The organism is Aquabacter sediminis, assembly GCF_028863665.1.
Classification (GTDB): Bacteria; Pseudomonadota; Alphaproteobacteria; order Rhizobiales; family Xanthobacteraceae; genus L1I39.
Genome location: NZ_JARBFX010000004.1, coordinates 234875 through 255943 on the forward strand (window position 1 = coordinate 234875; position 21069 = coordinate 255943).

Below are 21069 nucleotides of genomic sequence, written 5' to 3' on the forward strand. Positions count from 1 at the left end.
GTTATGTTAAATGAAGACGAAAAAAGAGCCGCTCGATTTGGGCGTGCGGCTCAGACCCGTTGTTTCACAAGCGCGCGGCAGCCTCTCGCGCGGCGTTGAATTCGGTGATGAGGCGCTGGCACAGCTCCGCGGCGGGCGGGGCATCAAGGACCGATCCCACGCCCTGCCCGGCGGACCAGACGTTTTTCCACGCTCGCGCCTCGTGGTTCAGATCGAGGGTCGCGTGATCGGGGAGGGCATTGGGGTCAAGCCCCGCGGCCAGGATGGATGGCGTCAGGAAGTTCGCATTCACGCCGGAAATGGCGGGGGTGTAGAGGATGTCGGCCGCGCGGGCCTCCATGAGCATGGTCTTGTAGGCATCCGGGGCCGCGCTCTCGCGTGTGGCGATGAAGCGCGTGCCCAGATAGGCCAGATCCGCCCCCAGCAGGCGCGCGGCGGCCACATGGGCGCCGGTCGACATGGCGCCGGACAGGAGGATTGTGCCGGAGAACATGGAGCGGATTTCCGGCACCAGGGCGAACGGGCTGAGCGTGCCCGCATGTCCTCCGGCACCCGCGCAGACCGCGATGATGCCGTCGACTCCCGCCTCGACCGCCTTTTCGGCGTGGCGCCGGTTGATGACATCGTGAAACACGAGTCCGCCATAGGAATGGATGGCCTTCACCACGTCCGGCACCGCCCCGAGCGAAGTGATGACGAGGGGCACCTTGCGGTTCACCGTCACCTTCAGATCTGCTTCCAGTCGCGTGTTCGAGCGGTGAACGATGAGATTGACCCCGAAGGGGGCGGCATCCGGCGTGTCGGCGAGCCGTCCATTGATCTCGTCGAGCCAAGCGGCATAGCCCTCGGTGCTGCGCTGGTTCAGGGCCGGAAAGGTCCCCAGAAGCCCGCTGCGGCAGGTTTCCACCACCAGGTCCGGGTTGGAGACCAGGAACATGGGGGCGGCGACGATGGGGGCTTTCAGGCGGCCTTCGAGCTGAGCCGGCAAAGGCATGGGCGGGTGTCCTCCAGTCATTGTTACAGCGACCTTGGCTGTGCGCAGGGGGCTTGGCAAGGCGGACCCATGGCCTGCGGCGTGCCGACGCGGGCGCCGGCAGGTCTGGAGGACCCTGCCGGGCCTTGCCGGTTTGTGGGCCATGGTGCAGCCTCCCCGGCAAATGGCGCCAGGCGCGCCAGTCAGCCGGGAGGATTGCATGTCGGACGCCGAACCCATTCTGTTTCAAAAGGACGGCGGCGTCGCACGCATCCGCTTCAATCGCCCGCAGGTTCTCAACGCCCTCGACGAGCGCATGATCCTGGCCTTCGCCGACGCCGTGGCGCGCGTGGCCGATGATGGCACCGTTCGCGTCGTCGTGCTCTCGGGAGAGGGGCGGGGGTTCCTTGCGGGGGGCGATGTGGGGCGCTTCCATGCGGCGGGCGCGGATGCCCCCTCCGTGGTGGATTCCATCATTGGTCCCTTCCACAGCGCCATGACACAGCTCACGACGCTTCGGGCGCCGGTGGTCGCGGCCCTGCATGGTCCGGTGGCGGGTGCCGGCCTGAGCGTGGCCTTGGCGGCGGACCTTGCCATTGCGGCGGAGGACGCCAAGTTCACGCTGGCCTATAGCCGCATCGGCACCAGCCCCGATGGCGGCGCCTCCTGGAGCCTGCCCCGGGTGGTCGGTTTGCGCCGGGCCATGGAGATGGCGCTCCTGTCCGACGTCATCGACGCAACCGAGGCGCTGCGCCTTGGTCTGGTGAATAAAGTGGTGCCGCAGGACCGTTTGGCGTCCGAGGTGGAGGCCCTTGTCGCCCGCCTGGCTGAGGGGCCGACGCACGCTTACGGCAAGATCAAGGCCCTGTTGCGGGGTTCGCTCCAGCACAGTTTACCGGAGCAGTTGGAAGCGGAGCGCCAGTCATTCCTCTCCTGTGCGGGAACCGCCGATTTCGCGGAAGGCGCCGCGGCCTTCGTGCAGAAGCGGCCGGCGCGGTTCGAGGGTATATAACATAATTTTTATGTTATATTGACAATAAACACGTAGAATTGGAATATCGCTCCACAAACTCCATTGGAGATGTGGAATGTCTCGTCGCGCTTCGGATGTGCTGCTTCCCCGCCGCTCCCTCGGGACCGTGGGCACGGCTGCCTGCACGACCGCGGCGGCCAGCCGCGTCGCCCAGTCCTGGCGGGATTGGATGCTGTTTTCGATGGCCTACGGGATCATCGTCGCGGCCATCCTGTTTACCGGCCCTCATTGAGGCCTGTCGCGGATCGCTGGCAGTCCAATGGCCGGTGGTGGGCGCACGCGTCACGTGCCGCAACGGCGGGGCAGGGGTGAAGGGCCTCAGTCCCAGACGCGGGAAGGCGCAAGACCAAGAGGATGGAATGGCATTGCGGCGCCATTCGCCCGGATCGCGTTCCCACGTCTTCGTTTCAAGGCCATTGCTTCACGCGAGCCGGTTCCCGCCTCGCTGTGACTAGGTCCCGCGGGTCTTGCGCGCTGGCCGGGGCCGCTGGCGTCCGCGTCAGGCGTCCACCTTCTCGCGCTCCACGGCCACCACGCGGCCGCGCTCCACGGCCAGGGCGAGACGTCCGGCCTTCAATGCGAGCGCCCGTTCCCCAAACAGTTCGCGGCGCCAACCCCGCATGGCGGGAACAGGGGCCTCATCGTCTACCGCGATCCGCTCCAGGTCGTCCGTGGTGGCGATGACCTTGGCGGCCACCGCATTCTGTTCCGCCGTCATGCGCAGCAGAACCTTCAGCAACTCCACCGTGGCGGAGGCGCCGTTGGGCAAGGGCTTGTCCCGCTCGATCCGGGGCAAGGTGCGGGGATCGCGGGCGATGCCCCGCTTCACCGCCTCAAGCACGGCCTCGCCATAGCGCGAACGCTCGAACCCCTTGGGCAGGGAGCGCAGTTCCGCCAGCTTCTCCGGTGTCTGGGGCTGCTGGGTGGCGATCTCGCCGATGACCTCGTCCTTGATGATCCGCCCGCGCGGAAGGTCCCGGGTCTGGGCCTCCCGTTCGCGCCAGGCGGCCACTTCGATGAGGACCGCAAGCTCGCGCGGCTTGCGCACCCGCGACTTGAGCCGTTCCCAGGCGGTCTCGGGCTCCTGCCGGTAGGTCTCGGGCGAGGTGAGCACATGCATCTCCTCCCCCACCCATTCGGCGCGACCGCGCGCTTCAAGATCCCTGAGCAGGGTCAGGTACACTTCGCGCAGGTGCGTCACATCCGCCGCGGCATAGGCCAGCTGCGCCTGCGAGAGGGGCCGCCGCGACCAGTCGGTGAAGCGCGAGGACTTGTCCAGGGCGTGCCCGCAGATGCGCTGCACCAGCTGATCGTATGAAATGCTGTCGCCATAGCCGAGCACCATGGCCGCCACCTGGGTGTCAAACACCGGATGGGGGATGATGCCGGCCAGGTGCCAGATGATCTCGATGTCCTGCCGTCCCGCATGGAAGGCCTTCATCACCCGTTCATTGGCCATGAGGGTGAAGAAGGGGGAGAGGTCCATGCCCTCCGCGAGCGCATCGACCACGATGGCTTCGTCGGGGGACGCAATCTGCACCACGCAGAGCTTCGGCCAGAAGGTCGTCTCGCGCAGGAATTCCGTGTCGACGGTGACGAAATCGTGGCGGGCGAAACGCTCGCAGGCGGCGGCAAGGGCTTCAGAGGTCGTGATCAGCTCCATGAGGGCAACATAACGGACCTTGATGCTGCCGCGAAAGAGCCAGATTGCTGTGATCGTCAACGAGCCATGCGCGCGGCGAGGGCCGCAGCCTCTTCTTCTCCCATCGGGCGGCCGAGGAGGAAGCCTTGGACATGCGTGCAGCCTTCTGCCCGCAGGATTTCCAGCTGTCCCTGCCGCTCCACCCCCTCGGCGGTGATTTCCACCTTCAGCGCCTGTGCGAGCCCGATCATCGCCCGCACGATGGCAAGCCCTTGGCCGCCTTCCTCAAGACCTTCCAGGAAAGTTTGGTCGATCTTGATTCGGCTGAAGGTCAGCCGGCGCAAATAGGACATGGAGGAATAGCCGGTTCCGAAATCGTCCAGCGCCACGCAAATGCCCTGGGCGCGAAAGCTCTCGAACGCGGTCTCGGCGGCATCGCTTTCATCGAGCAGGGCGGTTTCGGTGATCTCAACCTCCAGCCGGTGGGGCGAAAGGCCGGATTGGCGAAGCGCGTTGGACACCTGCTGGGTGGCCAGATGGCCGCGGAACTGGATTGGCGAGAGGTTGACGCTCACCCGCACACCCTCAGGCCATTGCGTGGCAGCCCGGCAGGCCTGCTCCAGCACCCACGCCCCTACCGGAATGATCAGTCCCGTCTCCTCCATCACGGCCATGAAGCTGCCGGGACTGACGAGGCCCCGGCTGGGGTGGCGCCAGCGCAGCAGGGCCTCGAAACCCACCAGGCGCAGATCGCCGATGGCGTAGATGGGCTGGTATTGGAGACAGAACAGGCCTTCCCGCCAGGCCGCGTCCAGGTCCAGTTCCAGGGTCCGCCGGGTGAGTGCGTTGCGCTCCATCTCCCGGTGGAACACCCGCGCCTGACCGCGACCGTCGCCCTTGGCGCGGTAAAGGGCGAGGTCGGCATTCTTGAGCAGGTCGGTGGTGGTCTGCCCATGGTCGGGCGCGATGGCGACGCCGATACTGCCGCCGGCCACCACCCGGTGCCGCTCCACGACGAACGGCGCGCGGATGGCCGCGAGCACCCGCTCGGCCAAGGCCAGGGCGCAATCCGCATCGGTGCGCGGCTGCAGGATGGCGAATTCGTCGCCGCCGAGCCGCGCCACCGTGGCATCGGCGCCCACGCATCCTTCGACGCGACGGGCGACCGCCTGGAGCAGCGCATCGCCCACCGCGTGCCCCAGGGTGTCGTTGATGGACTTGAAATAGTCGAGGTCCAGGAACAGCACCGCCAGGGGGAAACGGGCTTCGCCCCCCTCCAGGGCCTCCTCGATCCGCTCCCCCAGAAGCAGACGATTGGGCAGGCAGGTCAGCGAATCGTGGCGCGCCGTATAGTGGGCGCTGGCGGCAAAGCGGTGCTGGGAGCGCAGGAAGCGGATGGCCACCACCACCAAGCTGCCAATAACCAGGCACAACAGCACCGCGCCGGTGAGAATGGCGAGGGCCTGCGGACGCACGGAACGGTTCACGGCGGCCGTCGTGTCGGTCACCATGACCGCCATGGGATAACGCTCGGAGGGGTGCACCGCCACCAGGCGTTCGCGTGCGTCAAACAGCCCCGGTGGCGCGACTTTCGGGCCCGGTCGCGCCAGGATTTCGCGCGCGTGCTCCTGTCGCGTCTGGGTCGCGTCGGGCAGAGGGACCGAATGGGGGTAGCTGGCCAGATAGGCGCCGTCCTCCCGCACCAGCAGGATCGCGCCGTCCTGCCCCAGATTGATGGCGCCGAAGAAGTTCTCGAAATACGCCTGCTCCATGGCGCCCAGGACAAGGCCAAGGAACTTCCCGTCCGGCCCGGTGAAGCGGCGGGCCAGATAAATGGTCATGGTGCCCGTGCCGCGATTGGGCACCGGGATGGAGATGAAGGTGTCCGGGCCGGTCATGGACTTCAGGGCGATGAAATAGTCCCGGTCGGAAATGTTGACCGGGGGAATCGGCCAGTAGCGCGAGAAATTCAGCAGCTTGCCGTTCTCGTCGATGATGGTGACGGCATCCACATAGGGCAGGGCGTCGATCTTCTCCCGCAGCGTCTGGTGCATGCCCATGGTGGACACGGCGCGCTCCAGCCCATCGCGGTCGGTCACGCCGGCGGCGGCGACGAAATCCACCACGGACAGCTGAACCAGTTCCAGCGCCTCGAAGGCGCGGGCGGTCTGCTCGGACAGGGTCAAGGCGAGATTGGCCATCTCGCGCTGCCGGTCCGCCACCGCGTGGCGCTCCAGGGACAGGACCATGACCGCCGCCGTCGCCAGTGCGGCGAGGGCGAACACAGCGCCCAGAACGGCGACCCACACCACGCCTTTCGCACGCCCCGGCGCCGGTGGGCGAGTGAGATGCGGCACGGTCGGGGAATGGTCCGGCGGGACGTCCATCGGGCGCCTTATGACACGGGCGTGTTTCCGGCACGTTACACGGGTTGCTCCCTGGCACCTAGACGACACCGGATGAATGTTCCCACGCTCCAGTCCGCACGCGCCAGCTTCCGTTCGGTGCGCCCGTGCCTGCATCCGTGCACGTGCCGCCCTTGACAAGGTTGGGCCCGCGTGCACCTTCCGCGGCCTGCGTTCCGGCCTCGCGAGGGGCGGAGCGCGCTTGTTTTGAGATTTGCCCGAAAGGTCCGCCCCATGCACCGCTACCGCACTCATACCTGCGGCGCGCTCACCGATGCCCAGGTTGGCGAAAGCGTCCGCCTCTCCGGCTGGTGCCATCGCATCCGTGATCATGGCGGCGTGCTGTTCATCGACCTTCGGGACCATTACGGCCTGACCCAGGTGGTTATCGACCCCGACAGCCCTGCCTTCGCCGCCGCCGAGAAGGTGCGCGCGGAATGGGTGGTGCGGTTCGACGGCAAGGTGCGCCTGCGCCCCGAGGGCACGGAAAACGCCGACCTGCCCACCGGCAAGGTGGAAGTCTATGCCACCGAACTGGAAGTGCTCGGTCCGGCGGCGGAACTGCCGCTGCCGGTGTTCGGCGATCAGGACTATCCGGAAGACATCCGCCTGCGCTACCGCTTCCTGGACCTGCGCCGCGAGCGCATCCACGGCAACATCATGAAGCGCGGCCAGATCGTTGACAGCCTGCGCCAGCGGATGAAGGGCCAGGGCTTCTTCGAATTCCAGACGCCCATCCTCACCGCCTCTTCGCCGGAAGGCGCGCGCGACTTCCTGGTGCCCTCGCGCATCCATCCCGGCAAGTTCTACGCGCTGCCCCAGGCGCCCCAGCAGTACAAGCAGCTGATCATGATGAGCGGCTTCGACCGCTACTTCCAGATCGCCCCCTGCTTCCGCGACGAGGACCCCCGCGCCGACCGCCTGCCGGGCGAGTTCTACCAGCTCGACCTGGAAATGAGCTTCGTCACTCAGGAAGACGTCTTCGCGGCGGTGGAGCCGGTCATCCGCGGCGTGTTCGAGCAGTTCGGCGACGGCAAGCCGGTGACCCAGAACTGGCCGCGCATTCCCTATGCGGAAGCCCTCCGCAAATACGGCTCCGACAAGCCGGACCTGCGCAACCCGCTGGTCATGCAGAATGTCTCGGAGCACTTCCGCGGCTCCAACTTCAAGGTCTTCGCCCGCCTGTTGGAAGACCCCAAGAACGAGGTCTGGGCCATTCCCGGCCCCACCGGCGGCTCCCGCGCCTTCTGCGACCGCATGAACAGCTGGGCGCAGGGCGAGGGCCAGCCGGGCCTTGGCTACATCATGTGGCGCGAGGGGGGAGAGGGCGCAGGCCCGCTCGCCAACAATATCGGTGCCGAACGCACGGCGGCCATCCGCGAGCAGCTGGGTCTCAAGGAAGGCGATGCGGCTTTCTTCGTGGCCGGCGACCCGTCCAAGTTCTACAAGTTCGCCGGCCTTGCCCGCACCAAGGTGGGCGAGGAGCTGAAGCTGGTTGACCTCGACCGCTACGAGCTGGCCTGGATCGTCGACTTTCCCTTCTATGAGTGGTCGGACGAGGAGAAGAAGATCGACTTCTCCCACAATCCCTTCTCCATGCCCCAGGGCGGGCTGGAGGCTCTGCAGTCGCAGGATCCGCTCACCATCAAGGCGTTCCAGTACGACATCGCCTGCAACGGCTATGAGATCGCCTCCGGCGGCATCCGCAACCATCGCCCCGAGGCCATGGTGAAGGCGTTCGAGCTGGCCGGCTATGACGAGGCCACCGTGGTGGAGCGGTTCGGCGGCATGTACCGGGCGTTCCAGTATGGCGCGCCGCCCCATGGCGGCATGGCGGCGGGCATCGACCGCATCGTGATGCTGCTGTGCGGCGTCACCAACCTGCGCGAGATCTCGCTCTTCCCCATGAACCAGCAGGCGCTGGACCTGCTCATGGGCGCGCCCTCCGAGGTGGCGCCCAAGCAGCTGCGCGAGTTGCACATCCGCCTCAACCTGCCGCAGAAGTGAGCGGCCTGTCGGCCGCACCCCCAAGATGAAACGGCCGCCCGAGCTGGGCGGCCGATTTCGTTTATGGGGTCTTGGGCCGCCTTGCGGGCGGGCGCCCTGTCTTCGCGAAATGACACGGATTTGCCGACCGCACGGCATCGCAGGCCGATCCGATGCGGTCGAAGGCGACGCTAACTCATTGATAGAGAATGCGTGAGCCGCCCAGATGGCGATGCCATCCGAGCGGCGCAGGCTCTAAGGCTTGGTCGCCGTGACGGTGATGGAGAAATTCTGCAGCGCCAACAAGGGTTCGGAGCCGAGCACATCCATCAGCCGGGCGCCGTCGCGTGGCGTGACGGAGACGGTGAGGGTGCCGGGATCCTTGAGGAATGTGCCGATGGCCGCCGCAATGCCCGGCGCAGACGGGAAGGCGGGCGCGGCCTGATCGGCGGTCTTGGTAAGTTCCGCGATGAAGCCGTCCCGGAAGGACTCCGGCGTCTGGTCCGTCGCCTGCGCCTGTCCGCGCACCGCCATCTCCACGAGGCCATGGTCCGTGAGCGTCAAGGTCATGGGCCCGGGCGCGATGGCGGGCGCGGAGGCCACCAGGGTGACCGGGTCCTCGAACGCGCTGGCCGGCACGTTGGTAAGCATTGCCTTTGCGGAAAGCGTCGCCGCCTTGTCCAGCATGATGCGGGCGGGGTCCAGGGTGAGGGTGTTCGAACTGCGATCATAGGCAAGGCCGAGATCGAGGTCGAGCGTGGCCACCTTCATGCCGGCATTGGCCAGATAGCTGAAGGGCGCGCTGTCGCCTTCCGAAATGGGGCCGCCGAGCCGGGAGACCTTCAGCGTGAACCGCCCCGGAAGCATGCCCACATAGTCGCCCCACGCCATGTCCAGCTTCTGGAGCGTGACCGGTGGCTGGCCGGGCTCCTCGGGATAGGAAAGGCCGGCAATCTCAATGCCCTTGAGCCCCTGCAGCAAGGCCAGCGCCGCCTCGACGGACGGTTCGGTGCCCTCGCGCATGGCCTTGGCCGAGACGGCGAAGATGGGCGTGAGGCTGAAGCCCTTCAGCACCAGGGACTCAAGCTTCAGCGGCTGCCCGTCGGAAGTCTTGCCCTGAAGGCCCCGGAGCGCGAAGCTTTCAAGGGTGCCGTTCCGGAAGTTGCGCATCCCCACCGAGGCCAGCTCGACCGAGCTTTCCGCGTCGCCCGCCTTGATGTCCTTCAGTTCCGCGGACACGAGCGCGGCGCCTTTCAGCACGTCCGCGGAAATGTCGAACAGGCGCGCGCTCTGGTCGTGTGACAGGCTGCGGCTGTTCTGCGTGAGAGCGGTCAGCTCGTCCATCCGCTTGAAGGACAGGATGGCGGGGTCGATGCCGACCCCCTCGGCGAGGATGGAGCCGACCGACATGGTGGGGCCGTCCGTCTGGGTCAGCGAATAGCCGGTGGCGGCGATGCGGCCATAGATGGTCCGGTATCCCCCGCCGGTGCCTGCCGCAGTTCCGGTGGAGGCAAGGGCGAGGACAGGGGCCGTGTCGATCTCGGAGGCGTTGAAGTTGCTGAGGTGGCCTGTGGTGCGCTCGTCGGGGCCGGGGCCGGTGGCCACATTCTCAAAGGACATGCGGTCGAAGGAGAGGGTGGAGATTTTTCCGCCCTTGATCCCCTCGCCGAGAAGCAGGCGATAGGTGGCATCGAGCGTGTGGGGGCGGTCATTGGGTGGTATCGTGGTGATATGCGCCGCAAGGTCCGGCACCTCCACGCGCGCCGCCGTGGTTGCCGCGAACTGGGCAAGGCCGAAGCGCACCGCCTCGTGCTTGTCTCCGCCGGTGGGCACCGCAAGCGCGGTCGCCGGGCCTTCGAAGCCGCGAATATGGACCACCGGAGCCTCATAGACCGACTTCTGGTGAAGTGCCGGCTCGTCCAGGCTCACCTGGAGCGCATTCAACGCGATGCTGTCGGCCGAGAAGCGGCCGGAGACCACGGGGGAGACACCGCCCGCCACGAGACTGGCCACGGCGATCGACTTCGATCCATCCGCGCTCCGGATGGCGATGTTCGAGACGGTAAGGGTGCGGGAGAACAGATCGAAGCCGACCCCTCCATGGGTCGCCGTGGCCCCGCTCTGCCGCAGGGCGGTGAACGTCTGCTCCACCTGGGCTTTGGCTTGGGCCTTCCCCCAGGCGACCACGCCGAGAAACGCGCCGCCCGCCAGCAGGAGCACCGCACCGATCCCGATCAAAACCTTCTTCATGTCCCGTCCCTGCATCTGTCGTCGGCACCGTGCCTTTCCCGCCCGCAAAGCTCAATGCCCGCGAAGACAGGAAAATCAAACTTCCACCCGTGACATCCCCCGTTTCGGGGGCTACCGTGCCGGCCCTTTTCCAGAGCCGGTTCCGCGCACGGTGAATCGGGTGGAGATCAAGACGTGCGCGGGGAATGCGTCTCTGTACAACGGGTTAGAGTGCGAACCGGCGGAGTGAAGCCGGCCTGGGCCACCCGCTCGGCCGGATCGCACTTTAAAGGTCCACGCGCGCGACGGCTGCATAAGGTTGGGGGAGGACATGGCGTCCAACATGTCGAACATTTCCGACGATCTGAAGTCGGGAGCACTCATTTATCACCGCCTGCCGCGTCCCGGTAAGCTGGAGATCCAGGCCACCAAGCCGCTCGGCAACCAGCGCGACCTCGCGCTTGCTTATTCTCCCGGCGTCGCCGCCGCTTGCGAGGCCATCAAGGCCGATCCGCTCCAGGCCGCCGAACTGACCACCCGCGCCAATCTGGTGGCGGTGGTGTCCAATGGCACTGCCGTGCTCGGCCTCGGCAATATCGGCCCGCTCGCCTCCAAGCCGGTCATGGAAGGCAAGGCGGTGCTGTTCAAGAAGTTCGCGGGCATCGATGTGTTCGACATCGAGCTGGCGGCCACCGAGATCGACCATCTGGTGGAGACGGTGGCGGCGCTGGAGCCCACTTTCGGCGGCATCAACCTGGAAGACATCAAGGCGCCTGAATGCTTCGAGGTGGAGCGGCGCCTGCGCGAGCGCATGAAGATCCCGGTCTTCCATGACGACCAGCATGGCACCGCCATCATCGTCGGCGCCGCCGTGCGCAATGCGCTGGAGATCGGCAACCGCAAGATCGAGGATCTCAAGATCGTCGTCTCCGGTGCGGGCGCGGCGGCGCTCGCCTGCCTCGGCCTGCTGGTGACGCTCGGTGCCAAGCGCGAGAACATCTGGGTCTGCGACATCGAGGGCGTGGTCTATGAAGGCCGCGAGACCCTCATGGACCCCTACAAGTCCATCTATGCCCAGAAGACCGACGCCCGTTCGCTGGGCGAGGTCATTGACGGCGCCCACATCTTCCTTGGCCTGTCCGCAGGCGGCGTGCTGAAGCCGGAGATGGTGGCCCGCATGGCCGAGCGGCCGCTGATCCTGGCGCTGGCCAATCCCAATCCCGAGATCATGCCGGAAGAAGCGCGCGCCGTGCGCCCCGACGCCATGATCTGCACCGGCCGGTCGGACTTCCCGAACCAGGTCAACAACGTCCTGTGCTTCCCCTACATCTTCCGGGGCGCATTGGATGTCGGGGCCACCGACATCAACGCGGAAATGAAGATGGCGGCGGTGGAAGCCATCGCGGCGCTTGCCCGTGAGACGCCCTCCGACGTGGTCGCTCGCGCCTATGGCGGCGAGACCCGGGCTTTCGGTCCGGACAGCATCATTCCCTCGCCCTTCGATCCACGCCTCATCCTGCGCATCGCGCCGGCGGTGGCGAAGGCGGCCATGGATACCGGCGTCGCCACGCGGCCCATCGCCGACCTGGAAGCCTATGTGGACCAGCTGGACCAGTTCGTGTTCCGCTCCGGCTTCATCATGCGTCCCCTGTTCCAGCGGGCGAAGCTGGAAAAGAAGCGCGTGATCTATGCGGAGGGCGAGGACGAGCGCGTGCTGCGCGCCGCACAGGCCGTGGTGGAAGAGGGCATTGCCCGCCCGATCCTGGTGGCGCGCCCCGGCGTGCTGGAGACCCGCCTGCACCGCTTCGGCCTGTCCATCCGACCGGGCGTCGATTTCGACGTGATCAATCCCGAGGATGATCCGCGCTATCGCGACTTCGTGCGCTCCTATGTGGAGATTGCCGGCCGCCGGGGCGTGACGCCCGATGCGGCCCGTACGCTGGTGCGCACGTCGGCGACCGTGATCTCGGCGCTGGCCGTGCGCAAGGGCGAGGCGGACGCCATGCTGTGCGGCATTGAGGGCCGCTTCATGCGCCACCTGCGCCATGTGCGCGACATCATCGGCCGCGCGCCGGGGGTGAACGAACTGGCCGCCCTATCGCTGCTGATCACGCCCAAGGGCAATTTCTTCATTTGCGACACCCAGATCCAGGCCGAGCCCACCCCGGCGGACCTCGCCGAAATGACGGTGCTTGCCGCCGCCCATGTGCGCCGGTTCGGCATCGAGCCGCGGGTGGCGCTGCTGTCGCATTCCAACTTCGGCAGCCACGAGACCACCAGCGCCAAGCGGGTGCGCGCGGCGCTCGATCTCATCCTGGAGCGCGACCCTGGCCTTCAGGTGGATGGCGAGATGCAGGCGGACACCGCTCTGGTGGATGAAATCCGCCAGCGCACCTTCCCGGCTTCCAACCTCGACGGCCCTGCCAATGTCCTGGTGATGCCCGATCTCGACGCGGCGGACATTGCCTACAACATGATCAAGGTGCTGGGCGACGCCCTGCCGGTGGGCCCCATCCTGATGGGCACCGCCAAGCCGGCGCACATTCTCGGGCCCTCCATCACCGCCCGCGGCATCGTCAACATGACGGCGGTGGCGGTGGCGGAGGCTCAAGGGACGCTCTGAGCGAGGGCTTTGGTCCGTCGCTCAGGCCACGCCCTTATGGGGATGTGAGAGCGGTACATGCGACGGCCCGGCTCATGCCGGGCCGTTCGCGTTTCAGGCCCCCGTCTCCTGCAACGCCTCCGCGCTCACCATGTGTAGCGCAGGCCGAGGGAGACCGTCTGCGCCGTGAGGTCATCGGCCACCTGCAGTTCATATTGCGCCGAGATTCTCAGATTACTGGTCTGCTGCGCGGATAGGCCGGCGGCCAGAACTCCGATATTTCGCCCAAGGCCGGTGGCGGTCACCGTAAAGGGCACACCTGGCGCGCCGATGAGGCTGGCCGTGGTGCCGACCGTCGTGTCTCCGGCATTGTAGTAATAGCGGGCGCTCAGTTCCGGCGTAAGGGTGAAGGCACCGGCGTCGAGACGGCTCGACAGGCGCGCGCCGATGGACGGCAGGATGAGGTCCAGCGTCTTCGAGGCGACGTCGAGGCCCGCAGCGCCGGCCCCGGATTCGGCGAATGCGCTTCGGGTGAGGCGATACCAGTCGAAGCCGAGGCTCGGCTCGAACGTTAGGGCCCCCGCGCTCCAAACGCCGCCCGCCTTCAACGAAACCGCGAGGTTGTCCCCATCCGCGCTACCGGTTGCCATCCGCTGCAGGGCGCCGAAGGACAGTGCGCGCGTGGTGGAATAGTCCGCATGCGCATAGGAGGCCGTGGCATCGAGGAACAGGTTGCCGGACTGGAGCGCGCCATAAAGCGAGACCTGATAGGTGTCCGCGCTCCCATTGGCGGTGTTGGCGCCCTGCATGTTGAGGCTGCCATAGGCGAAACTGATACCGGCGAGACCGGAGCCAAAGCCCTTGTCCATCCCCAGCATCACGCCCACGCCGGTCATGTCGAAGCTGCCCGGACCACCAATGCTGCCGGGCCCGCCCAGCACCCGCGCCCAGGCCGAAACGCCGTCCTCATCGCCTGCCCGTCCCGGCCTGGCCACATCCGCATCTTGCAAGGTGCCGGTCGCAGCGGCCAGCGCGCCCCCAAGCCCTGAGGCGTCGGAGCCTGAAACCGTCAGCATGCCCGTGGCGGCGGCCGGCAGGCCGCCCGCGTCCCGTCCCGCGCGGCGGGCAGAAATGCGATCCTCCAGGGCACGGGTGAACTGGCCCTGCTGGATGGCGCTTGCCGTCAAAAGATTGCCGATGGACACGCCGGACAACTGGTCGAGTGCATTGGCACCAGCAGAGACCGTGTCGGTGGTGTCGAGCCCGTAGAAGACGTTGTCGAGGTCCCCTTGGCTCGTGGGGCGGTAGGCGGCGTTCAGCGCCGAGGCGACTGCTTTCTGATTGGCCGTCGTCGCCGGGGCCGCGAAGTCCCGGGCGAAGGTCACCGACACCCCGTTGCCGGCATAGTGGAGCGTCTGGGACAGGAAGGGCGAAAGGTCGACCACCTCATCATAGGTGCCGGCCATGGTGCCGGTGGAGGTGACGAAGGTGAGGGTCTGGTTGATCAGCTTGTCGGTGGGGTCGGTGACGATGCGGACGGTGCCGTCGAGGGCGAGCGCGCCCGTGACCACCAATTGGTCCGCGCGCGTCGGGTCCACCTCCAGATGGTAGACGGAATTATCGGTCAGCGTCAGGTCACCGTTGATGGTGAGGGTGCCGATGGAATTGCCGGGCGCGATCAGGCCGGCTGCGACGATGCCGCCGCCCTGGTCCATGCGGCCGGTCACGATGGTCCCGGAGCCGCCGAGAACCGTGTCGGGCAGGGTTTCCAGCCGATATGTCACGAAGGGCGTGGCACTGTTGATCTTGAGCGTGCCGCCCGCCAGCGTGGTGAGCTGCCGGCCTTGTCCTTTCACGGCCTCGCTCTGGCCATTGGCGGAGGTGTCCATGGTCGAGCGGATGTCCAAGGTTCCGGCGCCGGTCTTGGTGAGGTTGCCGTCGCCGGACACGGTATTGCCGGTGAGGGTGAGGAGCGCGCCAGCATCCGTATGGAAGGTGCCCCCTGCCTCGCCGATCGCGATGTTGCGGGTCATCTGGAAACTCCCGCTCGCCGAGATGCCGCCGCCGCGCAGGGTCAGGAGGCCAGACCGAGCGCCCAGATTGTCATCCGTGGAAATGCGCACCAGGCCTTCATCCACCCGTGTGCCGCCCTGATAGGTGTTGAGGCCTGCGAGTGTGAGCGTGGCCTCACCCTGCTTGATGAGGGAACCGGTGCCGCCGATCACGCCGGCATAGGTTTCATCGCGCACGTCGATATTGGCCACGTGCGGCATGGTCAGGGTGACCGGCGCGCCATAGTCGAGCCGGTCGGAGTTCATGGCGAACGCGGCGATGATGGCGTGGCCCGCCGTGGTGGGGTGGAACTGGTCCCAGAACAGGAAGGTCTCGGCTGCGGTCTTCGAGCAGCCATTGACGAAGTTGCCGGTTTCCGAATCCACGCAATTGTTCTGAACGTCGGTGAAGCCGTAGGCTGCGGGGTTTGACTGGATTTCCTTGAACAGGGCGGCCGCATCGACCACCACCATGCGGGTGAGGGCGTTGCCTGCCGCAAAACTGGTTCCAAGAGCGTACATGCTTTCCTTCAGCGACCGGTTCATGCTGGTAATGGCATCGCTCAAGGCGGCCTTGTCGTCGGGTGCCAGGGTCTTGAACTTGGGCGAGGTGGACGCGTCCGGCAGCGTCAGGACCATGTATGTGACGCCATTCTCCGCCACGTCCCGCCGGGCCTGGAACGCCGCATTCATCTTGGTGAGGTCGGCCGGGATGTTCTTGAGGATGAGGTCGCGCTGGAAAGTGGGCGAGCGGAGCTGTTCCGCCGTCAGGCCGAGGAGGCTTGGAAACGTGTCGAAGGCATCGGCATCCACATAGGGTTGCCGGAAATTGTTGCCGCCGATCCAGAGCGTGACCAGGGGATGCGCGCCATACTGGGAGGCGGGACTGAGCGTGGGGTTCAGCCAGCCAGTCGTCTTGGTGAGGCCGTTGGCGAACTGGTCCACCTGAGCTTCCAGATGCGTGACAAAGGTCTGAACGCTTTGCCGATAGGCCGTTCCGGTGACCGCTCCGCCCCAGGACAGATTGTGGTCTGCCACGTAGGGCAGGCCCTCGTTCGCGGCGAGGTATTCCAGCCAAACGCGGCCGTTGGAGAACCGGCCGTCATCGTAGTTCGGCCCCTTGGGGGCCACGTAGCGACTGGGTGCGAAACGTTTGAGATAGTGGTAGGTGCGGCCGGTATCGCTCAGGCTGTCTCCCACCGACCAGATGGACGTGTATTGAAGATCCGCTCCGGAGGCGAGCGCCGTGGAGGACAGGAGGGCCAGCGAAAAAACGGTCAAGCCAAGCTTCAAGATGTCCCCCACACAGCAAAGTGCGCGGAGGCTAGAAATCACCCTGAGCTTGGTCAATGAAATAAAACGAAATATTGCTGTGAGAGTGGCTGCAATTTCGGTCAGCTGCCCCATCGTTGTGGCCGATAAAAGGTGTGAACGCCGATCTTGTCCAGCTTTCTCATCTCACGCACCCAGCGGGGGTGTACCCAATAGGCGTGGTAATGGGTGGCTCTTCCCACGCTGGGCAGCCACAATTTTCCGTCCAGCATGTCGGCGGAGATCTGTTTGGCCTGGACCCACATGTCGGGCTCGCGGATCACGTCCGGGACATCGTCGCAGGCGAAGGTGAACTGGCAGGCGAGGTGGCGGTGGGCGTTCTGGTAGACGGTCTTGCAGACGTCCGCCGGGTAATAGCCGGAGAAGACGCGGTTCATGATCACCTGCGCCACCGCGATCTGCCCGCGCTTGGGTTCGCCACGACTTTCGTAATAGATGGCCTCGGCCAGGCACTTCTCGGCCTGCGCGCGCTCCGCGCCCATCAAGGAGAGCCGGATGGCGGGCGTGACGATGCTGGGCATGGCGGGCTCTTCGCCCTCCGTGCCGTCCTCCGCATGCTGGAAGGTGAGGGCGGGAAACAGGCGGGTATCGCGCCCGAAGATGAGGCTTGCATCCCGCTGGACCGGCTGGTCGGCGCCCCAGGAATCCATCAGGGCGGCCAGCTGCGCCTCGGCGTCACTGGGAGCGCTGCTGTCGGTGCTGGCCTCGGTCCGGTCATCATCTGCCCCGGCAGGCGGGGTGGCCTCAAGGCCAGCGACCTCCGGGCCCGCGGGCGCTGCCAACTCGCCTTCGGAGAGGGCCAGCGGATCTTCGGCCGCATCGTCCACCAGGCCCGGCAAGGTGAGCAGCGTATCGAGTGCCAGTTCCAGATAGGCCAAGCCGGCCGCCGGTTCAGGACCGAACAGGTCCGCCGCAGCTTCCCCGGAGAGAGCCGGGGCGGTGATTTCCGGTGCCAGCAGGTCCGGTCCCATCGGGTCCGGCGCGGGGCCGCCCTCGCTCCCCTTGGTGAGGGTCCCCAGCACCAGAGGGGGAGGAAAGGCCTCCGCCGACGCGCCGGCGGCGCTGTCCGCGATGGAAGCTGGCAGATCCTGCCATTCAAGTGTGGCGACGCGCAATGCCCGCATGGGGCCGGCCAGGAGACCCGGCTGGGCCCGGTCCGCAGCCGAGCGGGAGAGGAAGGCGTCGGACGGCAGGCTTTGCGCATGGCCCGGGGCGGGCGACAGGCAAAGAGCCAGCGCGCACGCGGCCGGCGTGAGCAGGCGGGCGGATCTGCGCGGAGCAGCAGGAGCCGGCATGACCATCGTCCTCGATCGCCAGGGCGCCCCTTGCCCCCGTCAGCGGAATGCTGCCGGCCGCGCGCCCGCTGCCGAGGCTTGGCCCCGGTTGTCCAGGGGGCCTCGGCGGCATATCGAGAAAATCGCCCATTAAGCTTACGGGGTGGTTAAGCGCCGCGCGAACGCGGCCTCCCGGGTGAAGGGGCCGCCGGCCGGCAGTTCCATGCGGCGGGCACGCGCCAGCCCTTCCGTGCCGAAGCGGACCCGGATCGCCTCCTCCACCCAGCGCGCCTCTTGGGCCTTGCGGCGCGCATCCGCCCGTCCGCCCTCGGAAAGATGGAGTTGATGGTCCCGCACCGACTGTGAGAAGGCCGGGAGACCCTCTCCCGTGGCTGCCGACAAGCGGATCACCGGCACCTGCCAGCCGCCCCCGCTTCCCGCCAGGGACAGGGCGCCCGTCACATCCGCGGCCGCGCGGCGCGCGATTTCCGCCATGTCGGCTTTCGTGACGACGATGATGTCGGGTAATTCCATCACGCCCGCCTTCATGAATTGCAGGCTGTCACCCGAAGCGGGCTGGATGCACAGCACGACCGTGTCGGCCACGAGGTCTATGTCGGCCTCCGACTGGCCCACGCCGACCGTTTCGACGATCACACGGTCATAGACCGCCCGCAGCAGGGCCACCGCCGCCACCGCATCGTCCGACAGGCCCCCCAGCCTGTCGCGTGCGGCCATGGAGCGCACGAACACACCACGATCTTCCGGATCGGTCTGGATGCGGGCGCGGTCTCCCAGAAGGGCGCCGCCCGTGCGGCGGGAGGAAGGGTCCACCGCCAGGACGGCAATGGTTTCGCCGGCCGCGCGGGCCTGGCGCACCAGGGCATTGGTGAGGGTGGACTTGCCCACCCCCGGCGGGCCGGTCAGCCCAAGCACATGGGCACGCGCGGACTGGACGGCCGCGTCGAGCAGGGCGGTCAGATCGGCGGAGCCGCGCGCGGTCTCCACAGCGGCGAGTGCGCCGGCCATGGCGCGCTTGCCGCCGGACCTGAGGACTTCAAGGCTGGGAATCGAAGGGCGGGGACGCTGCATGGCACAAGCTTAATGCAGGTGCGAAGGCTTGGCACCCGGAGGGCGGCCGACATGCGTCATGCCGGCCGTCGCCAAGGCACTGGCGCGGGCCCAACGGAACAATGCCGGCCTGGATGGGGGAGAGCGAGTGAACCGTTCTCGCCAGTTGAAATCTGGAGACGCAGAGAGCGAGATGAAACGAAAAAAAGGCGTCGACTTGCGTCGACGCCTTTTCCACTGATCGGAACCGTGCGGGGGAACGAAACCGATCAATAGCTCTTCATTGGCAATAGGCTTTCGGAACCGTCATCACTTGGCCACTGTTGTCGCTATAATAGCAGCGACCATTATTCCAGAAATAATATGTACTCTGCTGCTGCTGGTTCAGGGCTCCGCCCAGGATCGCACCGGTCGCTCCGCCGATCACCGCGCCCGCCGCTGCACCCCTTGCGTTACCCGAGACCGCTCCACCAATGATCGCCCCTGTGATGCCCCCCATCACCGCCCCCGCCGCCACATCGTCCTGGGCGACCCCGGCGCCTGGAAGGCAACTGGCCAGAAGCAGCACTGCCATGACCTTCTTCCACATCTCACAGCTCCGACTCGATCCCTTTCGGATATCGACCGAACCTTGTGCGACGCTTTCAAAAGCTAGTTCCACCAACATGAACGGGAGATGAGCGAGAGGTGTGAATGCAATTTTGGAGGTATTATGTCAGCGAATCTCGGTTCTCTAACCGCTTGATACTCTTGCCAAGCTCGAGGTGCCGAATTTGCGCAACATTATGAAATATCTCGAAAAATTCTGGCTATAAAGGGTGCGATGGGTCGCTCGATCACGGGCGCGTGATCGCTGAGGCAGTTTCGCGCGCTGCGCCGCACGCGGATGATGCGCGAGAATGCGTGGCAACCCTTGCCTTGCGTGCCTCTCTTGGGCACGGTGCTGCCTCTTTCGGGAGACGTGTGAGATGAGTGAGTTCAATCCGTTTGGCGGCCGAATCGTCCATCTGTCTCCCCAGGAGGTTCAGGCTGGCCTTGATGACGGCACCGTCCTGCTGGTGGATGTCCGCGAGCCGAACGAGATCGCGGCGGAGCGCATTCCCGGCGCCGTCAATATGCCGCTCAACAGCTTCGATCCGGCGGGCTTGCCGGACCCGGAGGGCAAGCGCCTGGTCTTCTCGTGCCGGTCCGGGCAGCGGTCGCAGAAGGCGGCCGCGCTCGCTCAGGCCGCCGGCCTGCCCTATGTGGAGCACATGCAGGGCGGCATTCTCGGCTGGAAGGACGCCGGCTTCGAGACCCTCAAGGGCTGAAGCCGGGCGCGCTCTCAGGCCCGACCCTCCGGCCGAAGCGGGAAGGTCAGGCGCACGCACGTCCCGGGCGATGCGGCAAGAAACGCCAGGTGCGCGCCAAGCTTGGAGGCCATGGCGCGCACGATGCGATTGCCGAGCCCGGTGCCCTTGCTGTGTTCCTGCGGCATGCCCACCCCCTCGTCCGCCACGTCCAGGCGAACCTCGCCGTCCGAATGGGTCAGGTCCACCCGCACGGGGCCCGATCCGCTGGGATAGGCGTATTTGGAGGCGTTGATCACCAGTTCGGTGACGATTACGCCGATGGCCACGGCCCTGTCCGGATCGATCTCCAGCGGGTCGGAACGCACCTGAAGGGTGACCCCCACCTCCCCATGCCGCGCAGAGACCTGAAGGTCCTCCGCGAGGGCCGCCAGATACTGGTCGAGCGCGACGCTTGCCACGTCCTCGGAGGTGTAGAGGCGCCGATGCACCTGCGCCACCGCGGCGACGCGGCCGCGGGCGGACTGGAGGGCATCCTGCACTTCCGGATTGTCGGTGGCGCTGGCCTGGACGTGCAGCAGGGACACGATGATCTGCAGGGAGTTGCCCACCCGGTGATTCATCTCCCGCAACAGCAGCGCCCGTTCCGCGGCCAGCGCCTCGAAGCGGTCGCGGGCGGCGCGGATCTCCGCCTCGGCGGCCTCATGGGCGCGTCGCATGCGCACGGTCTCGATGGCCGCGTCGATGGCCGAGCGGAGCAGTTCGATGAAGTCGCTCTGGACTTCCTTGATCACATAGTCGACCGCACCGGCCTTGAGCGCGGCAACGGCCACGCGGCTTTCCTGGGTGCCGGTCACATAGACCACGGGCGGCGGGTCGGGCAGGCGGCGGATGTCGGCAAGAGTGGAGAGGCCATCCTGGCCGGGCATGAAATGGTCGAGCGCGACCACGTCGATACCCCCGGCGGCAATGCGCATGAGCCCTGCCGCCCCGGTGGGGGCCGTCTCGACGGCATAGCCCAGGCGCTCCAGCTTCCGGCGCACCAGGCTGGAAAGGCCAGGATCGTCATCGATATAAAGCACCCGTCGCGGGCGCGCGGATAGGTCCGCTGCGTCTGCGGAAGGCTCCGCACCCTCGCTGCCGATGGCCGCCTCCACCCGTGAACTGTCAGTCATGGCCATG

14 protein-coding genes are annotated in these 21069 nt (G+C 66.6%); 5 read left to right on the top strand and 9 right to left on the bottom strand.

The annotated features are described in order from the left end of the window. Window positions 1-64 precede the first annotated feature (64 nt). Window positions 65-994 (bottom strand): NAD(P)H-dependent flavin oxidoreductase, encoded by a 930-nt coding sequence (locus tag PV781_RS09490; protein ID WP_274775385.1) that lies wholly within the window; start codon window positions 992-994, stop codon window positions 65-67. A 199-nt stretch (window positions 995-1193) separates the two neighbouring features. Here PV781_RS09490 and PV781_RS09495 point away from each other — a divergent pair, with 199 nt between their 5' ends. Further along, window positions 1194-1985 carry an enoyl-CoA hydratase/isomerase family protein gene (locus tag PV781_RS09495; protein ID WP_274775386.1) on the top strand — a complete coding sequence of 264 codons (792 nt, stop codon included), beginning with the start codon at window positions 1194-1196 and terminating at the stop codon, window positions 1983-1985. Between the two features lie 76 nt (window positions 1986-2061). After that, entirely contained in the window at window positions 2062-2238 is a 177-nt protein-coding gene (locus PV781_RS09500; RefSeq protein WP_274775387.1) for a hypothetical protein, read from the top strand. A gap of 267 nt (window positions 2239-2505) precedes the next feature. Here PV781_RS09500 and rnd read toward each other — a convergent pair whose 3' ends face one another. Both rnd and PV781_RS09510 read right to left on the bottom strand, forming a co-directional pair. Beyond that, complete coding sequence (rnd, locus tag PV781_RS09505; protein ID WP_274775388.1) at window positions 2506-3669, bottom strand: ribonuclease D; 1164 nt, start codon at window positions 3667-3669, stop codon at window positions 2506-2508. 56 nt (window positions 3670-3725) lie between these two features. Then, window positions 3726-5957, bottom strand: coding sequence for a bifunctional diguanylate cyclase/phosphodiesterase (locus PV781_RS09510; RefSeq protein ID WP_274775389.1), 2232 nt, complete (start codon window positions 5955-5957; stop codon window positions 3726-3728). Between the two features lie 330 nt (window positions 5958-6287). On the opposite strand from PV781_RS09510, the gene aspS reads away from it, so the two are divergent. Further along, window positions 6288-8060 carry an aspartate--tRNA ligase gene (gene aspS / locus PV781_RS09515; protein ID WP_274775390.1) on the top strand — a complete coding sequence of 591 codons (1773 nt, stop codon included), beginning with the start codon at window positions 6288-6290 and terminating at the stop codon, window positions 8058-8060. 234 nt (window positions 8061-8294) lie between these two features. On the opposite strand, the gene PV781_RS09520 is transcribed toward aspS, so the two are convergent. Continuing rightward, window positions 8295-10289 (bottom strand): AsmA family protein, encoded by a 1995-nt coding sequence (locus tag PV781_RS09520; RefSeq protein WP_274775391.1) that lies wholly within the window; start codon window positions 10287-10289, stop codon window positions 8295-8297. Window positions 10290-10611: 322 nt separating this feature from the next. Here PV781_RS09520 and PV781_RS09525 point away from each other — a divergent pair, with 322 nt between their 5' ends. Next, window positions 10612-12891: an NADP-dependent malic enzyme gene (locus PV781_RS09525; RefSeq protein ID WP_274706729.1), complete on the top strand. Its 2280-nt coding sequence runs from the start codon at window positions 10612-10614 to the stop codon at window positions 12889-12891. Window positions 12892-13016: 125 nt separating this feature from the next. Here PV781_RS09525 and PV781_RS09530 read toward each other — a convergent pair whose 3' ends face one another. The 4 genes from PV781_RS09530 to PV781_RS09545 form a co-directional block, all read right to left on the bottom strand. Then, window positions 13017-16202 carry an autotransporter domain-containing protein gene (locus tag PV781_RS09530; protein ID WP_274775392.1) on the bottom strand — a complete coding sequence of 1062 codons (3186 nt, stop codon included), beginning with the start codon at window positions 16200-16202 and terminating at the stop codon, window positions 13017-13019. Between the two features lie 113 nt (window positions 16203-16315). Further along, window positions 16316-17548: a cell wall hydrolase gene (locus PV781_RS09535; protein ID WP_274775393.1), complete on the bottom strand. Its 1233-nt coding sequence runs from the start codon at window positions 17546-17548 to the stop codon at window positions 16316-16318. Between the two features lie 135 nt (window positions 17549-17683). Then, window positions 17684-18556 carry an ArgK/MeaB family GTPase gene (locus tag PV781_RS09540; RefSeq protein ID WP_274775394.1) on the bottom strand — a complete coding sequence of 291 codons (873 nt, stop codon included), beginning with the start codon at window positions 18554-18556 and terminating at the stop codon, window positions 17684-17686. Window positions 18557-18878: 322 nt separating this feature from the next. Next, a complete protein-coding gene (locus PV781_RS09545) occupies window positions 18879-19187 on the bottom strand; it encodes a YMGG-like glycine zipper-containing protein (RefSeq protein ID WP_274775395.1) in 309 nt (102 codons plus the stop codon). A gap of 379 nt (window positions 19188-19566) precedes the next feature. Between PV781_RS09545 and PV781_RS09550 the strand changes: the two genes are divergently transcribed. Continuing rightward, a complete protein-coding gene (locus tag PV781_RS09550; protein ID WP_274775396.1) occupies window positions 19567-19908 on the top strand; it encodes a rhodanese-like domain-containing protein in 342 nt (113 codons plus the stop codon). 14 nt (window positions 19909-19922) lie between these two features. Here PV781_RS09550 and PV781_RS09555 read toward each other — a convergent pair whose 3' ends face one another. Next, on the bottom strand, window positions 19923-21068 hold the full coding sequence (locus PV781_RS09555) for a sensor histidine kinase (protein WP_274775397.1): 1146 nt from the start codon (window positions 21066-21068) through the stop codon (window positions 19923-19925). Window position 21069: the final 1 nt, after the last annotated feature.